Raw genomic sequence first — 16,255 nt, 5'->3', positions numbered from 1 at the left:
CGATGTGTTGGGCCGGGCCCGCTCGTCCGGCGCTCGTCCCGGGCCTCGGCCGCAGTCCTCGCGGCGCCGATGTTTCATCGCGGTAATGACGGTGGTGCGCGGGCGGCACGGACGGAGTTCATACTCCGTGGGTCCCCCTGCTGGAGCCTGGTCATGATCCACGACAGCATTCTCGACACCATCGGCCGCACCCCGGTGATCCGCCTGCACCGCATCGCCCCGGCCCACGTCAGCCTGTACGCCAAGGTCGAATCCTTCAATCCCGGCGGCTCGGTCAAGGACCGCCTGGCCCTGGCGATCATCCTCGACGCCGAAGCCAAGGGCCTGATCAAGCCCGGCGACACCGTGGTCGAGGCGACCTCGGGCAACACCGGCGTGGCCCTGGCGATGGTCTGCGCCGCACTCGGCTACAAGTTCGTCGCCACGATGAGCGAAACCTTCTCGATCGAGCGCCGCAAACTCATGCGCGCCTATGGCGCCAAGGTGATCCTGACCCCGGCCGCCGAGCGCGGCAGCGGCATGGTCCGGCGCGCCGAGGAACTGGCGAAGAAGCACGGCTGGTTCCTCGCCCGCCAGTTCGAGAACCCGGCCAACCCGGCCTATCACCGCAGCACCACCGCGGCGGAGATCCTGCAGGATTTCGCCGGCCGCCGGCTCGACCATTTCGTCACCGGCTGGGGCACCGGCGGCACCCTCACCGGTGTCGGCGAAGTGCTGCGGGTGGCGCGCCCGGAAGTGCGGGTCACCGCCTGCGAGCCGGCCGGCGCGGCCCTGCTCGGCGGCAACGCCTGGCAGCCGCACAAGATCCAGGGCTGGACCCCGGACTTCGTCCCGGCCGTGCTCAACCGCGACGCCGCCCATGCGGTGCTGCCGGTCGACGAAGTGCTCGCGCGCGACACCGCACGCCGGCTGGCGCTGGAAGAAGGCATCTTCGTCGGCATTTCCGCCGGCGCCACCGCCGCGGCCGCGCTCGAAGTCGCGCGCACCGCCGAGCACGGCGCGGTGATCCTGGCGATGCTGCCCGACACCGGCGAGCGCTACCTCAGCACCTTCCTGTTCGAGGGCATCAACGAAGGCAGCGACGACGAGTGGCTGGCTTCGCTGGGCTGAGAATCGGGACCGCGGGCTCTGAATCGACGGTCTAGCTACCCAATACGTACCAGGCCACCGCCGCCGCCCCGGCGATCAGCAAGGCCCACCACAGCATCCCGGCGTTGCTGTCGCCGGGCCGGACCGTGCCGTCGACGCGGCCGCTCAGGCCGCGCTTGCCGCGCTGCCGTTCGTACTGCAGCACGCGCTGGATCGCGTCCGCATTCGACAGCCCGTGGGTCTTTTCCAACAGTTCGAGCGCGCCGACCCGGTCGCCGCGCATCAGCGCCATCGCCACGTCGGCCGGAAGTTCGGTCCGCCCGGCGCTCCCGGCCCCGGGCGCATCCGCGGCCTGTCCCTGCAGATGCGCGTCGACCCGCGCCAAGGCCTCGTGCAGATCGAGCTTGTAGAGCGCGCGTACGATCTTGACCGCCTCGATCTTGTTGCCGCTGCGCAGCGCCAGCTCGGCCTGCGCCGGGAAGCCGTCCGACGCCGCGGCTTCAGCAGGCGTCGGCGGCGCATGTGCTGCGTTCGGAGACTGCCGCTCGTATCGCTCGACCGCCTCTTTCGCCTGGCGCAGGCCCAGGCCCGGGTTCGCATCGAGCACCCGCTTGATCGCTTCGATCTTGTTGCCGCGGCGCAGCGCCAGCTCGGCCTGCGCGGGGAGGCCCCCGGAAGGCGGTGGGGTTGCCTCGCTGGAGGCGGAGTGCGCGTGCTCGCTTTCGGACGGCTGGCGCTGGTAGTGCTCGACCGCGTCCTTCGCCTGGCGCAGGCCCAGGCCCGGGTTCGCATCGAGCACCAGCTTGATCGCCTCGATCTTGCGGCCGGCGCGCAACAGCGTGGCCGCCTGCGGCGGTATGAAGGGCGTGCGGCGGTCGCTCATCGCGGGCTCCTTGCCGGCTGCGGATCCAGCCAGCCTAACGGGCCAGGGCCGGATCCGTCACGCGCGCTGGCCGCGCCTCAGCGCGACGACCACGCCAGCCTGGCGCCGAAGCCCAGCATCATCGTGCCGATCAGGCCGTCGAGCGCACGCGCCGTCCGCGCGCTGCGCAAGGTCCCGGCCATGCGCGAGGCGGCCATCGCGACCACGCACAGCCACACCGCGCCGATGCTGTAGTGCAGGCCGATCATCAGCATCGAGTCGCGCGCCATGTGCGCGCCCGGGGCGAGGAATTGCGGCAGGAACGCGAGATAGAACATCGCGATCTTCGGATTGAGCGCATTGGTCAGTGCGCCCTGCGCGAACGCACGCCACAACCCGGTCGCGGGGGTAGCCGGTTCCGGCAGCGGCGCGTCGGCGCGCGGCCGCAGCGCCGCGCGCAGCGCCTTCACGCCCAGATACGCCAGGTATGCGGCGCCGAGCATTTTCACCGTCCAGAACGCGCGCTCGGAATACATCAACAACTGGGTCACGCCCAACGCGAACAGCGCAACATGAAACAGCCCGCCGAAGGTGATGCCGGCGACCGCGGCGAACCCGCGGCGCACGCCGCCGAGCGCGTTGCCGATCACCAGGAACGTGTCGGGGCCGGGCATCAGCGTCAGCATCAGCGCGGCGACGGAGAAAGCGCGCCACTGGGTTTCCATGCGTCCGGATCCTGGCAGGTTGAAAGGAACGGTGGGCGCCAACGAAAAACGCCGGCGCGAAGCCGGCGTTTTTCCGATGCGTCGTAGCCGAAGCTTACGCCGCCGACTTCCACTGGCCCAGCGCCGCCAGGCCGTTGGCCTTGGCGCGCTCGTACACGGTCTGCTGGGCCTTGGCGATGTTGCCGACCAGGTCCTGCGACCACAGCTTCAGCGCCGCCGACTGCATGGCGCGGCCGTAGGAGAACGACAGCGGCCACGGGTTCGGGCCCATCTGGTTCATCGCGTTGAGGTGCGCGGTGGCGTCCTCGTCCGACTGGCCGCCCGACAGGAACACGATGCCCGGCAAGGTGGCCGGCACGGTCGACTTCAGGCACTGCAGGGTGGCCGCGGCGACGTCGTCGACGCTGGCGCGGTCGTTCGACAGGGTGCCCGGCAGGACCATCGAGGCCTTCAGGATGGTGCCTTCGAGCACCACGCTCTGCTCGTACAGCGCGCCGAACAGCGAGCGCAGGGTCACTTCGGTGACCTCGAAGCAGGTGTCGATATCGTGGCTGCCGTCCATGATCACTTCCGGCTCGACCATCGGCACCAGGCCCTGCTCCTGGCACAGCGCGGCGTAGCGCGCCAGCGCGTGGCTGTTGGCCTCGATGCAGGTGCCCGACGGGATGTCGTCGCCGATGTTGATGACCGCGCGCCACTTGGCGAAACGGGCGCCGAGCTTGTAGTACTCCTCCAGGCGCGCGCGCAGGCCGTCGAGGCCTTCGGTCACGACTTCGCCGGGGAAGCCGGCCAGCGGCTGCGGGCCCTTGTCGACCTTGATGCCCGGAATCACGCCGTTGTCCATCATGATCTTGGTGAACGGCACGCCGGCCTTGGTCGACTGGCGGATGGTTTCGTCGTACAGGATGGCGCCGGAGATGTAGTCGCCGATCTTCGGCGTGGTGAGCAGCAGCTCGCGGTAGGCGCGGCGATTCTCTTCGGTGTTGTCGATGCCGACGCCGGCGAAACGCTTGGCGATGGTGGCGTTCGACTCGTCGATCGCGATGATGCCCTTGCCCGCGGCGACCATGGCCTGGGCGGTTTCGGCAAGCTGTTCGATGCTCATGGAGATCCTGCGGCAGCGGTGGGAAGCCCGCGATTATAGCCGCTGACGGTGAACCTTGCCCCCTCCCGGGGCCTGTCGAATCAGGCACTTGCGCCCAGTTTCGACCGAAACCGTTTTCAGTGCCGCGCAGTCATCGATGTCACTGCGAAGCGCGGACCCAGCCGCTTTGCCGGCTTCGGCGCCGCTGCGAGCGCCTTGGCTGGGGACCGCATGGGGCTGATTGGAGCGGCATGGAATGAGGTATCACGGTGGTTCTGCCGACCCCATGGCAGGACCGATCCATTGCGTCATCGCTTCGACGCAGTGGCACGGACGCACCACGTCGTTGACACTCATATCGGCACCGTCGAGCATTCCGCCGACATTCGGCGCGCCATGGACGCCGCCCTCTCCGCCCAGCAAGGAAGCCCCATGTCCGATCTCCGCTTTCCCCGCATCCAGGCCGCAGCTCTCGCCTGTGCGATCAGCCTGCTGCCTGCAACCGCCATCGCCCAATCCAGCGACGCCGACCGCGAGTACCGCGAGGCGGTCGCCCATTGCGAATCGCATCCGGCGCCGTCGGTGCGCTACGTCGTGGTCGACGCTGCGAGGATGTGCTCCCTGCCGCGCGCCGAGGGCGGCACGGTGACTTCGGTGCCGATCGGCGCCGAGGTCAAGGTGCAGTGCGCGTACGGCGAGTGGGTGCGGGCGACCTCAGAACGGCCGAACCCGTCGGTCGGCTGGATCCGCGCCGACCTGCTGGGGCCGCGCGCGCCGACCGCGGCCTCGCTGGAACAGGATTACCGCCGCGCCGCCGGCGCCGAACGGCGCACCATCGCCGAACGCGCGATCGCGCTGCGTCCGTTCGCACGCGACAGCCATCAGCTCTTGATCGACGCGCTGCAGGCCGACGGCGACAGCGCCGCGGCGCAGGCCGCGATCCTGCGCCGCGAGCGCATGACCGCGCCCAAAGTCGAACGCCTCGCAGGCGAACCGCGCCTGTTGTTCGGCGTCGATGGCGGTTATTTAATCGCAATCGCGCGCATCGACGGTGCCGGCCGCTACGCCGAGGCCGCGATGCCGGAGAGTACCTATACGGTCTGGCGCGGTTTCCATCTGTACCGCAACGGCGCCGGCGACGGACTGGTACAGATCATCGACCGCGGCGATGCCGTCGGCCTCGGAATGGAAGCGCAGGTGCGCCGCCCGCCGGCGACCGAGCGCGACGATGGCCTGAGCGGCCTGGCCAGCAACGAAAGCCTCGGCGCCGGCGCGGCGCGGGTCGAACCGAACGTGTCGGCCGACGAGCGCCGCGCAGTCGAGCGCGAGCTGCGCAGCGTCCTGATCCGTCAGCGCATGGACCGCGCCGCCATCGACAAGGCGCTGCGTCCTTACGACGAGAAGCAGCGCTTCGGCCTGCGCGTCCACGCGGTCGCATTGGCCGGCGGCCAACGGTTGCTGGTTGCCACCGCCGACGCCGCGGTACGGCCGGAGCGCGCCGAACAGGCCGACACCAGCCTCGATGCGGTGCTGCTGCTGGAAGTCTCGGGCAGGCAACACCGCAATGTCGGCGAGATCGCGCGCGAAACCGCCGGCGACATGATCGAAACCCATTCCTTCCACGACGCCCTCGACCTGGACGGCGACGGCCAGGCCGAGCTGATCTTCCGTCTGCACCAGTACGAAGGTAACGAGTACCAGATCTGGACACGCCGCTCGGAACCGGGCTCGTCAGGGCGGTGGAAACCGGTTTACGCGGGCGGCTATACCGGCGCTTGAGGACTGCGCGCGCCGGTCCTGACGCCGCGCTCCCAGGGTAGGAGCGGCGCAAGCCGCGACCGCGACATCGCACTGATGTCGCGGGTCGCGAGGTCTAGGCCGCGGCTCGCGGCCGAAGAGGTTTCCGCAGGGCGTCGCCCCCATCCCCGCCGGAATCGGGACTCGACATTCGAGCCGCCGGTTGGCTCAGAGCTCGCCCAGGCCCTCGGCGCAACCGCCCTCGCCCACCTGCAACAGGCGCAGAGTGTTGGTCGCGCCGTGCTGTTCCATGGTGTCGCCGCTGGTGAAGATCACCCTCTCGCCCTGGCCCAGCTTGCCGGCATCGAACAATTGCTTGACGACGTTGCGCGCGGCGTCGCGCGAGGCCAGGCCTCGGCTATCGAAGTCGATCGGGTAGACGTCGCGCATCATCGACATGCGCCGGCGCGCGCCGCCGTGGCGTGAGAACGCGTAAATCGGCGCATTCGAGCGGAAACGCGACAGGAAACGCACGGTGCCGCCGGACTCGGTCATGGCGACGATGGCGCGCACGCCGATGTGCTCGGACAGGAACATCGCCGCCATCGCGATGGCCTGGTCGGCGCGTTCCAGGTTGCGCGGCGCAGCCTCGAAATCGGTGTCGTGGTCGAACTGGCGCTCGGCGCCGAGGCAGATGCGCGACATCGCCTCCACCGCTTTGACCGGATAGCGGCCGGCCGCGGATTCCTGCGACAGCATCACCGCATCGGTGCCGTCGATCACCGCGTTGGCGACGTCGAGCACCTCGGCGCGGGTCGGGATCGGGTTGTCGACCATCGACTGCATCATCTGGGTGGCGGTGATGACCACGCGGTTGCGCGCCAACGACTCGCGGATGATCTTCTTCTGCAGGCCGGGCAGTTCGGCGTCGCCGATCTCCACACCGAGGTCGCCGCGCGCGACCATGACCACGTCGCTGGCGTCGACGATTTCGGTCAGGTTTTCGATCGCTTCGGCGCGCTCGATCTTCGACACCAGCGCGGCGTCGCTGCCGGCGGCGCGGGCGATGCGGCGGGCCTCGTGCATGTCCTCGGCGTTGCGGCAGAACGACACGGCGATGAAATCGGCGCCGAGCTCGGCGGCGACCAGGATCAGCTCCTTGTCGCGCTCGGTCAGCGCGCCCAGCGACAGACCGCCGCCGAGCTTGTTCAGGCCCTTTCGGTCCGACAGCGCGCCGTCGTTGAGCACGGTGGTGATGATGCGTTCGCCGTCGACCGCGCCGACGCGCAGTTGCAGCAGGCCGTCGTCGAGCAGCAGCACGTCGCCGGGGGCGACGTCGTTGGGCAGGCCGAGGTAGCTCACGCCGACCTCGCGCAGATTGCCCGGAGGCGCGCTCGCGCTGGCCAGCAGGTCGAAGCGGTCGCCGGCCTTGAGCAGGACCCGGCCTTCGGCGAAACGCTCGATTCGGATCTTCGGCCCGGGCAAGTCGGCGAGAATGCCGACCTCCACGCCGACCCGCAGCGCGGCTTCGCGCACGGCCTGGGCGCGCGCGACCTGCGAGGACGGATCGCCGTGCGAGAAATTCAGGCGGACGACGTCGACGCCGGCATTGAGCAAGGCGTCGAGCACGCCCGGCGGATCGGTGGCCGGGCCGAGGGTGGCGAGAATCTTGGTGCGTCGCGGGCTTGAGGACATGGCAGGCTCTCTTGGCTGTCGGCCAAACTAGCACAGCTTCGGCGACGGTCGAACCCACTGCGAGCGGGCACATTCGTCGCGTACACGCGATTGGAAAAAATCGCCCGGATTTGCGCATCCGAAGCGCCGGCGCTGTGCGCTGCCGTATGCCGAGCGGCCCGGCGAACGCACGCCGCGGCGGCGACACGGCCCCGGTGTTCGACCGACTCAGCTCGTGCCCGCGGGCCGATGCGGCCGTAGATCAGCTGGCGCAGCCGGTGGGTCGAGCCCAGCCGGCGGAGCCCGGGCAGCGAGTGCGATCGGCCGAAACGCGGCTTACTGGATCGCATCGCCGTAACCGCAGCCGACGGTCACCCAGCCCGGCGCATACGACACATCAACCAACACCCGCACGGTCTTCTCGCCGGGCAGCACCTTGCGATAGTCCAACCCCAGCCATAAGTCTCGACCATCGCCGCCAGGTCGGGACGCGGGCGCATGCCGCCGATCCGCTTGGCCAAGGCCTCGCCGATCTTCAACTCCTGCCCCGCCGGCACCTTGTAGGCCAGGTGCATTTCCTGCCGGCTCGGGTAATTGACGTAGCTCGACTGCTCGCCCCAGGCCGACAGCGGCTGCGCACTCTTCCACAGCATCAAGGCGGCGGCACCGCCATCATCGCTCTGCGCCAGGCCCTCGACCTGCCCGGCATTGATCTCGTCGCCGAACGCCTCGACCTGCTCCAGGGCGAGCTTGCACTCGACGAAATCCGCCACCCGCTTGGCGGTGGCGTCCTGCGCCGAGGCCAAGGCGGGCGCCAGCGCCACGGCCAAGGCGGCGACAGACAGGATCTTGTTGCAGTAGTTGGACATGGGTTCCTCTGGGAATTTCGGTTGCGGATCGTCTATCCGCTGGTCATGACGAAGCGGGGGTGAGAATCCAGTACGGCTGTGACAGCTCCCCCTGATTGCCTGGGCATCGTTAGGTGCGACCGAGAAGCCGCTTGCAGCGGTCCAGGGGGGCCGAGGCCTTGATCGCCATCGAAATATCTCGGGCCGAGTTCGCATGCCAACCCCACGACCGCCGACCCAGAACAACCTCTAGGCCCAACCGATCGGCTGATGCACAAGGAAGAGGTCATCAATACTTTCGTTTGCTCCCGCGCGATGACGATTGCAATAAAACACATATACCCGGCTGCCCCAGTAGCCAGTCCTCATCGCAAACAACGAGACGCTTGCACTTTAGAGTTGTCCTGACGAGAATCTGGTACGGCCATGGAACCCGGCCCCTATCGATCTATTGCGTTGCCATGGAGGGAGGGCGCCACCCATCTGCATCACCCCACATTTATTCGTATCTCCGTCGTGCCCCATCTTGGGCCTGACGGGCCAGCTAGTCGTGCAAGCGACTTTTACCAAGGACCAGGTATGCCTTCGAGACCTCACGAACCGCCTTCACACATAAGCTCAGCAAGAGGGCTGCTCCAGATTGCCTGCTCGACCATGAGCCGTAGTTTGTTAGCCGCTGCAATGTGTTACTCGCTCAGCGCTGGAGTGTCTGCGCAGGAAAGCGGCAATAAATGGAAGATCTCCAATCCGGCTGGGCAATCGACCGAGTACAACACTCAACAGGAAGCGGTAGAGGCGATCTGGGAGCTTCCTGCGCCTTCGCCGGAAACAGAAGGCGCCTATCAGTTCGTCGAGCAAATAAAGAGCACGAAGATAGATGAGGAAGGCAATGTCCTCATAACGTACTGGATGGGCAAGGAGCAACCAGCTGATCCCGACTGGAAATATGGCACCGTGTATGGCAGCGGCTTTGTTGCGGAAGCGGACGCGGCCGCGAAGATCAAGCAGACCCTGGACGGGATGAATGCTGCCTGCGCGCCTTCTGCCGTCGCCGAACCGCTCGGCGACTGGCAGGTGTCGCAGCCAGGCTACGAAGGGCGGATGGAGAAGAGAAGCTACTCTCAGCTCGCCAAAGTCGGAAAGAACACGCCAGATTCCCCGTGTACCCTGCACGACTTCGGCCCCACCAACATCGGCCGAACCAGGCGAATCGAGTGTCCGAATGGGCATACGCAATGGAGTGACGAGTACAACGCCTGCGTAAATACCGAAATCACCGCAACTCTCGCTGGCAAAGTCAATTCGTGCGAAGGAACGGCGGGCCAAGCTAGCGGCCTAGTCGGGAACCCCTGCGATGTAAAGACAGGCGAGAAGTTCGAAACTCAGCAGGACTTCGATCTGGGATGGATTGCGTTCCGCCGCTTCTATCATTCGGGCTCTACGACCAGCAACGGTGGCTTTGGGCCAGGATGGACACACTCGCTATCTACTCGCCTGGCGATTGACGGCACCAGCATCGGCCTGATCGATAGCAGCGGTTACCAACGGCGGTTTCGTCAGGAAGGGGCAGCCTATCTGGCAACAGACGACAGTGGCGATCGTCTTGTCGCCAATGGCTCCGGCTGGATGCTTTACGGCAATGGCAGCGTGCTGACCTTCGATGCTGAAGGGCGCGCTCTACAGCTCTTGCTCGATAGCGGAATTTCGCTGTCTTACTCTTACGATAATTACGGTCGTATCGAGCGCGTCACTCATACGAGTGGACGATCCCTCGAACTGCACTACGAAAGCTCCGCGATCGACTCTCCGATCAGCTCGATCTCGTCGGAAGGCACGACGCTTGTCAGTTATACGTACCTTTACGAGTTTCCAAACTTTCCAACGGTCGGCCTGATAGAAACGGCAACCTACGCAGATGGGAAGTTACGAAAATACCATTATGAAGACACTCGTTTCACCAAGCATCTGACGGGTGTTAGCACCGAGGACAATGCGCGGTTCAGTACGTTCTCGTATGACGGACAAGGTCGAGTTATATCCAGCGTTCATGCCGGAGGCGCGGATGGCGTCAGCCTCGCTTATACCTCGGCCGGCGGAGCGGTAGTTACCGGAGCGCTCGGCCAGCAAGAGGATTATGGCCTGACCTCAGGCTCTGGTGCCCTGCCCCGCAAGGTCTCTGGTTTCACCGACAGCCGCGGTTCGGTGACGCAGACATACGCCAATACCGCTACCGACTTCCGCCGCCGCCTCGACACCGTGACCGACCGCAACGGCATCCAGACCAAGCACACGTACGCCGAAGCCAACGACCCGGTCACCGGGCAGTTGGCGCGCACGCATACGGTCAAGGAAGCGGTCGGCCTGGCGCAGGAGCGCAGCAGCCTCGAACGCCGCGACGTGGCCAGCAACCGCACCGTGCTGACCCAGGTCGGCAACCGCGAGACCCGCATCGTACGCAACGCGCGCCTGCAGCCGGTCACGGTCACCGTGCGCGACACGGTCAGCGACCAGACCCGCACGACGACCTACGCCTATTGCGAGGCCGCCGACGTGGCGGCCAGCAACAGCACCTGCCCGATCCTGGGCCTGGTCAAGTCGGTCGACGGCCCGCGCACCGACGTCAACGACGTCACGACGTTCCAGTATTACGGCAGCGACGACAGCACTTGCGCGACCCAGCCGGCGCTGTGCACCTACCGCAAGGGCGATCTGCGCAAGGTCGTCGACGCGCTGGGCCGCAGCACCGAAACCTTCGGTTACGACCCGCAAGGCCGGCCGCTGTCGGTCGTCGACGCCAACGGCATCGTCACCGACTACGAGTACCACCCGCGCGGTTGGCTGACCGCGACCAAGGTCCGCGGCGCCGACAACAGCGTCGAGACCGACGACCGCATCACCCGGGTCGAGTACTGGCCGACCGGCCTGGTCAAGCGCATCACCCCGCCGGGTGGCGCCTACATCACCTACACCTACGACACCGCCCAGCGCCTGACCAGCGTGGCCGACAAGGCCGGCAACAAGATCCAGTACACCCTCGACCTGGCCGGCAACCGCAAGCAGGAAGACACCCAGACCGCGACCGGCACCTTGAAGCGCACCCTGTCGCGCGTGTTCAACACCCTTGGGCAGTTGCAGACCGCCAAGGACTCGTCGGCGCACGCGACCACCTTCAGCTACGACACCGACGGCAACCCGGACCTGACCACCGACGCCCTCAACCGCGTCACCAACCAGGACCACGACCCCCTCAATCGCCTCAGCCGCACCCTGCAGGACGTCGGCGGCCTCGCGGTCGAGACCAAGCTGGAATACAACGCGCTCGATCAAGTCACCAAGGTCACCGATCCGAAGGGGCTCAACACGACCTACGGCTATAACGGCTTCGGCGATCAGGTCCAGTTGACGAGCCCGGACACCGGCGTCACCACCTACGGCTACAACAGCGCCGGCCTGCTCGCGAGCAAGCAGGACGCCAACGACGCCCAGGCGCATACCTACACCTACGACGCCTTGAACCGGCCGAAGACGGTGTCCTACGGCGGTGGCGCGAACGATGTCGAGTACGACTACGACACGGTCAACTCGGTCTGCGCCGCCGGCGAGACCTTCGCCCTCGGACGCGTCACCGCGATGCGCACTGACGGCACCGAGCTGAAGTACTGCTACGACCGCTGGGGCCAGCTCGTGCGCAAGGTGCAGACGGTCGGCACGCGCAGCTTCACCCTGCGCTATGCCTACACCAGCTCGGGCCAGGTGCGCACCATCACCTACCCGGACAACGCCATCGTCGACTACGTCCGCAACACCCTGGACCAGGTCACCGAGGTCGGCATCAAGCCGGCCGGCGGCGTGCGCACGGTGCTGCTCAACAATGCGGCTTACGAACCGTTCGGCCCGGCCACCGGCTGGACCTACGGCAACGGCCGCAGCCTGGCCCGCACCTACGACCAGGACTACCGCGCCAAGACGATTCTCGACAGCGCCAGCGGCGGCCTGTCGCTGTCGTACGGCTACAACGAAGTCGGCGAGCTGACCCAGCTCAAGGACGGTCTGCAAAGCGCGGCCCTGGCCCAGTACGACTACGACACCCTGGGCCGGCTGAAGATCACCCGCGACGGCCCGACTGGCACGCCGCTGGAGACCTACGGCTACGACGCCACCGGCAACCGCAGCAGCCTGCTGCACGGCGGCATCACCACCAACTACACCTACCCGACCACCAGCCATCGCCTGAGCAACGTCGGCGGCGTCAGCCGCGGCTTTGATGCGGTCGGCAACACCACCAGCATCGGCGGCACCGCCAGGGAGTTCGTCTATAACGCCAACGACCGCATGAGCCAGGTCAAGCAAGCCGGCGTGGTGAAGGCCAGCTACCGCTACAACGCCAAGGGCGAGCGGGTCTCACGCGCCGACAACGCCACGGGCGCGATCACCGGCTACACGCTGTACGACGAGGCCGGCCATTGGCTGGGCGACTACGACGCCAACGGCGCGACCAAGCAGCAGGCGATCTGGCTGGGCGATGCACCGGTCGGTCTGGTCGTCGGCGCCGGCGTCGCGCAGACCCTGCGTTACGTGCAGCCCGACCACCTGGGCACCCCGCGTGCGGTGATCGACCCGAGCCGCAACCTCGCGGTCTGGACTTGGGACGCCAAGGGCGAAGCCTTCGGCAACAACCCGCCGAACCAGGACCCCGATCAGGACGGCACCGCATTCGTGTTCGATATGCGGTTCCCGGGGCAACGGTACGACGCCGCTACGGGGCTGAATTACAACTACTTCCGGGATTACGATGCGGGAACCGGGCGGTATGTGCAGAGTGATCCCATAGGAATAACAGGCGGCATCAATACTTATGCTTATGTCACTGGGGATCCGATTAGCAACAGCGACAGCACGGGGCAAATATTAGATACAGCCATCGATGTTGTCTCGATTGGTTACGATCTGTTTCGGATTGGTAACGACAATATTGCCGGAGGCACCTGCGAGAAGTTAGGAGAGAATCTTACAGCTCTGGGATTGGATGTTTTGGGGGCGGTAATACCAGTCGCCACAGGGCTTGGAGCCGCGAGCAGAGCAGCAAATCATGCCGCCAACATTACCAAAGCAGGGGCAGATCTAGCAAAGGCCATACCCACACCGCCCAATAGAATTTACTCATCCCACGAACTTGTTCGACGCGCGAATGAACCAGGTCCATTTCACAACTTCCCCGAATCCTTCAACAAAGAAATATTTCAAAACGGAACGAGAAAACTGACTCCAGACTACTGGCGCACCGCGAAACCGAACATGAGCAACGACTCGATCATGTATTCGCTCCCTGGAAAAGTTAACGGACATTCCGGCGTATTTGAGATCGCTGTCCGCCCTTCCACAACAGGAAATACGGAACTAATCATGCATCGCTTCTTCAGACCAAATCCGACATCGAAGCCATGATCACGAGCTATCCATTTCCACTATATTGCGAACCGAAGATATTAAGCGAGTTGGTGCCGAGCAATATCAAACACTTCTACTACCCCGGCGCCGTCGAATCAGGAGGGCATGATGGATTAACTGTAAGAGTCAATCCGAACAAAGGCGACGCCTGGATCGGAACGTTCGCATCGGGAAAGTTCGGGCCAAAAACAGTTTCCGGGATATTCTCAACCCCTGACCCGGCCAGACTTTGCGTAGTCTCAGAAGGGCAGGCCTATATTGTCGATGTGACCTCCCCCACAGTTTATGAGACTCTTCCACTCATCCCAATAATTGCCGTGAGAGACTCAGAAAAACACCAGTTATTGATTTTCGCCAATCACACTGAACTTTTGGCGATCGGAAGCAATGGTATTGCATGGAGGACCGAGAGGCTTTCTTGGGACGGATTGAAGCTCACCCAAATTACTGACGACGTCATTTGTGGAACATTCTTGGATATACAAACTGAGTCCGAGCAAAGCTTTACTGTGGATTTAGCGACAGGTGCGCACCTCGGAGGAGCATCATTGCCGTTTTAACCTCGACGAAGCTAAGTAGAGGGGGGGGGCTTCCTTATATAATTAAGCCCCCTCCACCCTGCTTCTCTCCAGCGAGAGAGGCAGATTTCCTGTTCTACTGCAAGCATCACGAGGCGGCCAAGGCAATGCAACTCGCATTTCGCCAACGACTGACTGCTGCGAATATCGTTGCAACTGCTAGAAAAACCGGGTCAGAGCACCTTTCCGTCTAGCCCCTGTCGGAAGCCACTCTGACCTGGTTCGCAGGATCACCCGCGACGACCCAGCAACACGCCGGTCGAGACCTACAGCTACGACGCCACCGGCAACCGCAACAGCTTGCTGCATGGCGGCATCACCACCAGCTACACCTACCCGGGCACCAGTCACCGCCTGAGCAATGTCGGCGGCGTCAGCCGCGGTTACGACGCGGTCGGCAATACGACCAGCATCGGCGGCACGGCGAGGGAGTTCGTCTACAACGCCAACGACCGCATGAGCCAGGTCAAACAGGCCGGCGTGGTGAAAGCCAGCTACCGCTACAACGCCAAGGGCGAGCGGGTCTCGCGGGCCGACAACGCCACCGGCGCGATCACCGGCTACACGCTGTACGACGAGGCCGGCCACTGGCTGGGCGACTACGACGCCAACGGCGCGACCAAGCAGCAGGCCATCTGGCTGGGCGACGCCCCGGTCGGCTTGGTCGTCGGCGCCGGCGTCGCCCAGACCCTGCGTTACGTGCAACCCGACCACCTGGGCACCCCGCGCGCGGTGATCGACCCGAGCCGCAACCTCGCGGTCTGGACCTGGGACGCCAAGGGCGAAGCCTTCGGCAACAACCCGCCGAACCAGGACCCCGACCAGGACGGCACCGCGTTCGTGTTCGATATGCGGTTTCCGGGGCAGCGGTATGACGCGGCCACGGGGCTGAATTACAACTACTTCCGGGATTACGATGCGGCTACTGGCCGGTATGTGCAGAGTGATCCGATTGGGCTTGATGGCGGCATCAGCCTTTATGCGCACACCGAAAACATGCCTTTACTGAATTCGGACGCTTTTGGTTTAGCCACCTACATAATTACCACGCACGATAAAGTCGCAGGAATTAAATTCGGAAGCCATTCAGCATTGTTTATCGAGAGGCCAGGCCAAAAGCCCTTTCTATATGATCCGGCCGTTCTTACCGGCAAAATACCAACACCCGAGGAGACGGCGGCGTATTTGAAGGCGAGGACGACGGAGCAGTGCTTAAAGATTATATTTCTTACCATACAAAACTAGGAAGCAAAATCAGGGTTACACGCCTCAATACAACGCTAGAGCAGGAAAATAAATTCAAAAATAATGCACTAGATCAAGGAGACCCGAGAGGGTTCAGTTGTGCGCGAACAGTATCAACTGCTATCTCTGGATATTGTAAAATGACCACGACACGCTTCCCCGGAGTACTTCACGACAAGGCCAAGGAGGCCAGAAAAGAATGTCCGACGAAGCCAAAATGAATCAGAAAATTATCCCTCCACTTCTGGCATGGGTGCTAATACTAGCTGTATGGCCATCACCGCCGAGCCAGGAGGTATTTCGATCGTTCGTAAAACTTGAGGACATGAGGCTGCCCTATGCAATCAGCTTCTTTTTGAGCCTCCCAGCCATAATATTATTCTTTAAATATACCAAGACATGGCACCCCATCTGGATTTTCTCAAGCTCGATTCTTCTTTCACAAATCGCATCAACTGCATCGCTTACCCTAGCCAATTTCTTCATCCCAAGCGGCCTGGAGCGCGCACGAAAAGCAATAGCACAGACGGGCGTAGTCGACATATTGATTGACGACTTCGTCGTCTCCTTAGTTATCGGCTCATGGCTCTCCGGAGCGGTAATTGCTGCGATTATAATAGTGACAGGGCGCCCCTCGCCCACACAGCTAAAAGCTCAAAAGTAGCTTTTCACGAGCGTCCATAAATGGCCCCAGTCGGGGCCATTTTTTTCAACCAATTCAAGTTGCAGCTAGCCAACACGTAAGCATGCACGTACTTGTCAACACATTTAATTAGTTAAGTAAAGGCGCCAGGTTATAATAGTGGGTTTCATTACACGAAATAAAAAGCAAAGATGTGACCTTCCGTGACTACCTGAATACGCGACAGACCTCACGGATTAGCAACGCCCTCACGCGCCCTTTACGCATTCGCTGCCCGAGCTGCGCCATCTTAGGGATCCGGGGGCGATCTAGCCGAGTGCGT

At 64.0% G+C, this 16,255-nt stretch carries 10 protein-coding genes and 1 pseudogene; 6 read left to right on the top strand and 5 right to left on the bottom strand.

The window, feature by feature from the left end; genetic code table 11:
- Positions 1-153 precede the first annotated feature (153 nt).
- Positions 154-1,110, top strand: a complete 957-nt coding sequence (gene cysK, locus ACSAMQ_RS01745; protein ID WP_435393989.1) for a cysteine synthase A — start codon at positions 154-156, stop codon at positions 1,108-1,110.
- A gap of 31 nt (positions 1,111-1,141) precedes the next feature.
- On the opposite strand, the gene ACSAMQ_RS01740 is transcribed toward cysK, so the two are convergent.
- From ACSAMQ_RS01740 to ACSAMQ_RS01730, 3 genes are all read right to left on the bottom strand, one after another.
- Positions 1,142-1,972, bottom strand: a complete 831-nt coding sequence (locus tag ACSAMQ_RS01740) for a hypothetical protein (protein WP_435393988.1) — start codon at positions 1,970-1,972, stop codon at positions 1,142-1,144.
- A gap of 77 nt (positions 1,973-2,049) precedes the next feature.
- Positions 2,050-2,676, bottom strand: coding sequence for a LysE family translocator (locus tag ACSAMQ_RS01735; RefSeq protein WP_435393987.1), 627 nt, complete (start codon positions 2,674-2,676; stop codon positions 2,050-2,052).
- A gap of 94 nt (positions 2,677-2,770) precedes the next feature.
- Positions 2,771-3,781: a class I fructose-bisphosphate aldolase gene (locus ACSAMQ_RS01730; RefSeq protein WP_435393986.1), complete on the bottom strand. Its 1,011-nt coding sequence runs from the start codon at positions 3,779-3,781 to the stop codon at positions 2,771-2,773.
- A 411-nt stretch (positions 3,782-4,192) separates the two neighbouring features.
- Here ACSAMQ_RS01730 and ACSAMQ_RS01725 point away from each other — a divergent pair, with 411 nt between their 5' ends.
- Positions 4,193-5,539 carry a hypothetical protein gene (locus tag ACSAMQ_RS01725; RefSeq protein WP_435393985.1) on the top strand — a complete coding sequence of 449 codons (1,347 nt, stop codon included), beginning with the start codon at positions 4,193-4,195 and terminating at the stop codon, positions 5,537-5,539.
- Positions 5,540-5,725: 186 nt separating this feature from the next.
- Here the strand turns inward: ACSAMQ_RS01725 and pyk are convergent, their stop codons facing one another.
- On the bottom strand, positions 5,726-7,192 hold the full coding sequence (gene pyk / locus ACSAMQ_RS01720) for a pyruvate kinase (protein ID WP_435393984.1): 1,467 nt from the start codon (positions 7,190-7,192) through the stop codon (positions 5,726-5,728).
- A gap of 350 nt (positions 7,193-7,542) precedes the next feature.
- A complete protein-coding gene (locus tag ACSAMQ_RS01715; protein ID WP_435393983.1) occupies positions 7,543-8,040 on the bottom strand; it encodes a hypothetical protein in 498 nt (165 codons plus the stop codon).
- 633 nt (positions 8,041-8,673) lie between these two features.
- Here ACSAMQ_RS01715 and ACSAMQ_RS01710 point away from each other — a divergent pair.
- The 4 genes and pseudogenes from ACSAMQ_RS01710 (at position 8,674) to ACSAMQ_RS01695 (ending at position 15,954) form a co-directional block, all read left to right on the top strand.
- Complete coding sequence (locus tag ACSAMQ_RS01710; RefSeq protein ID WP_435393982.1) at positions 8,674-13,464, top strand: RHS repeat-associated core domain-containing protein; 4,791 nt, start codon at positions 8,674-8,676, stop codon at positions 13,462-13,464.
- On the top strand, positions 13,461-14,027 hold the full coding sequence (locus ACSAMQ_RS01705) for a hypothetical protein (RefSeq protein ID WP_435393981.1): 567 nt from the start codon (positions 13,461-13,463) through the stop codon (positions 14,025-14,027). Before ACSAMQ_RS01710 ends, ACSAMQ_RS01705 begins: the two co-directional genes overlap by 4 nt.
- A 264-nt stretch (positions 14,028-14,291) precedes the next feature.
- A pseudogene (locus ACSAMQ_RS01700) lies at positions 14,292-15,077 on the top strand (RHS repeat-associated core domain-containing protein); the annotation flags it as partial.
- Between the two features lie 412 nt (positions 15,078-15,489).
- The gene (locus tag ACSAMQ_RS01695) at positions 15,490-15,954 is read left to right on the top strand and encodes a hypothetical protein (RefSeq protein WP_435393980.1); all 465 of its coding nucleotides are present in this window, start codon (positions 15,490-15,492) and stop codon (positions 15,952-15,954) included.
- Positions 15,955-16,255 lie beyond the last annotated feature (301 nt).

Origin of the sequence: Lysobacter sp. 1R34A (genome assembly GCF_051217035.1) — a bacterium.
Lineage (GTDB): Bacteria > Pseudomonadota > Gammaproteobacteria > Xanthomonadales > Xanthomonadaceae > Lysobacter.
The sequence above is the reverse complement of the archived record's forward strand: the minus strand, read 5'-3'. Positions and strand labels throughout refer to the sequence as shown.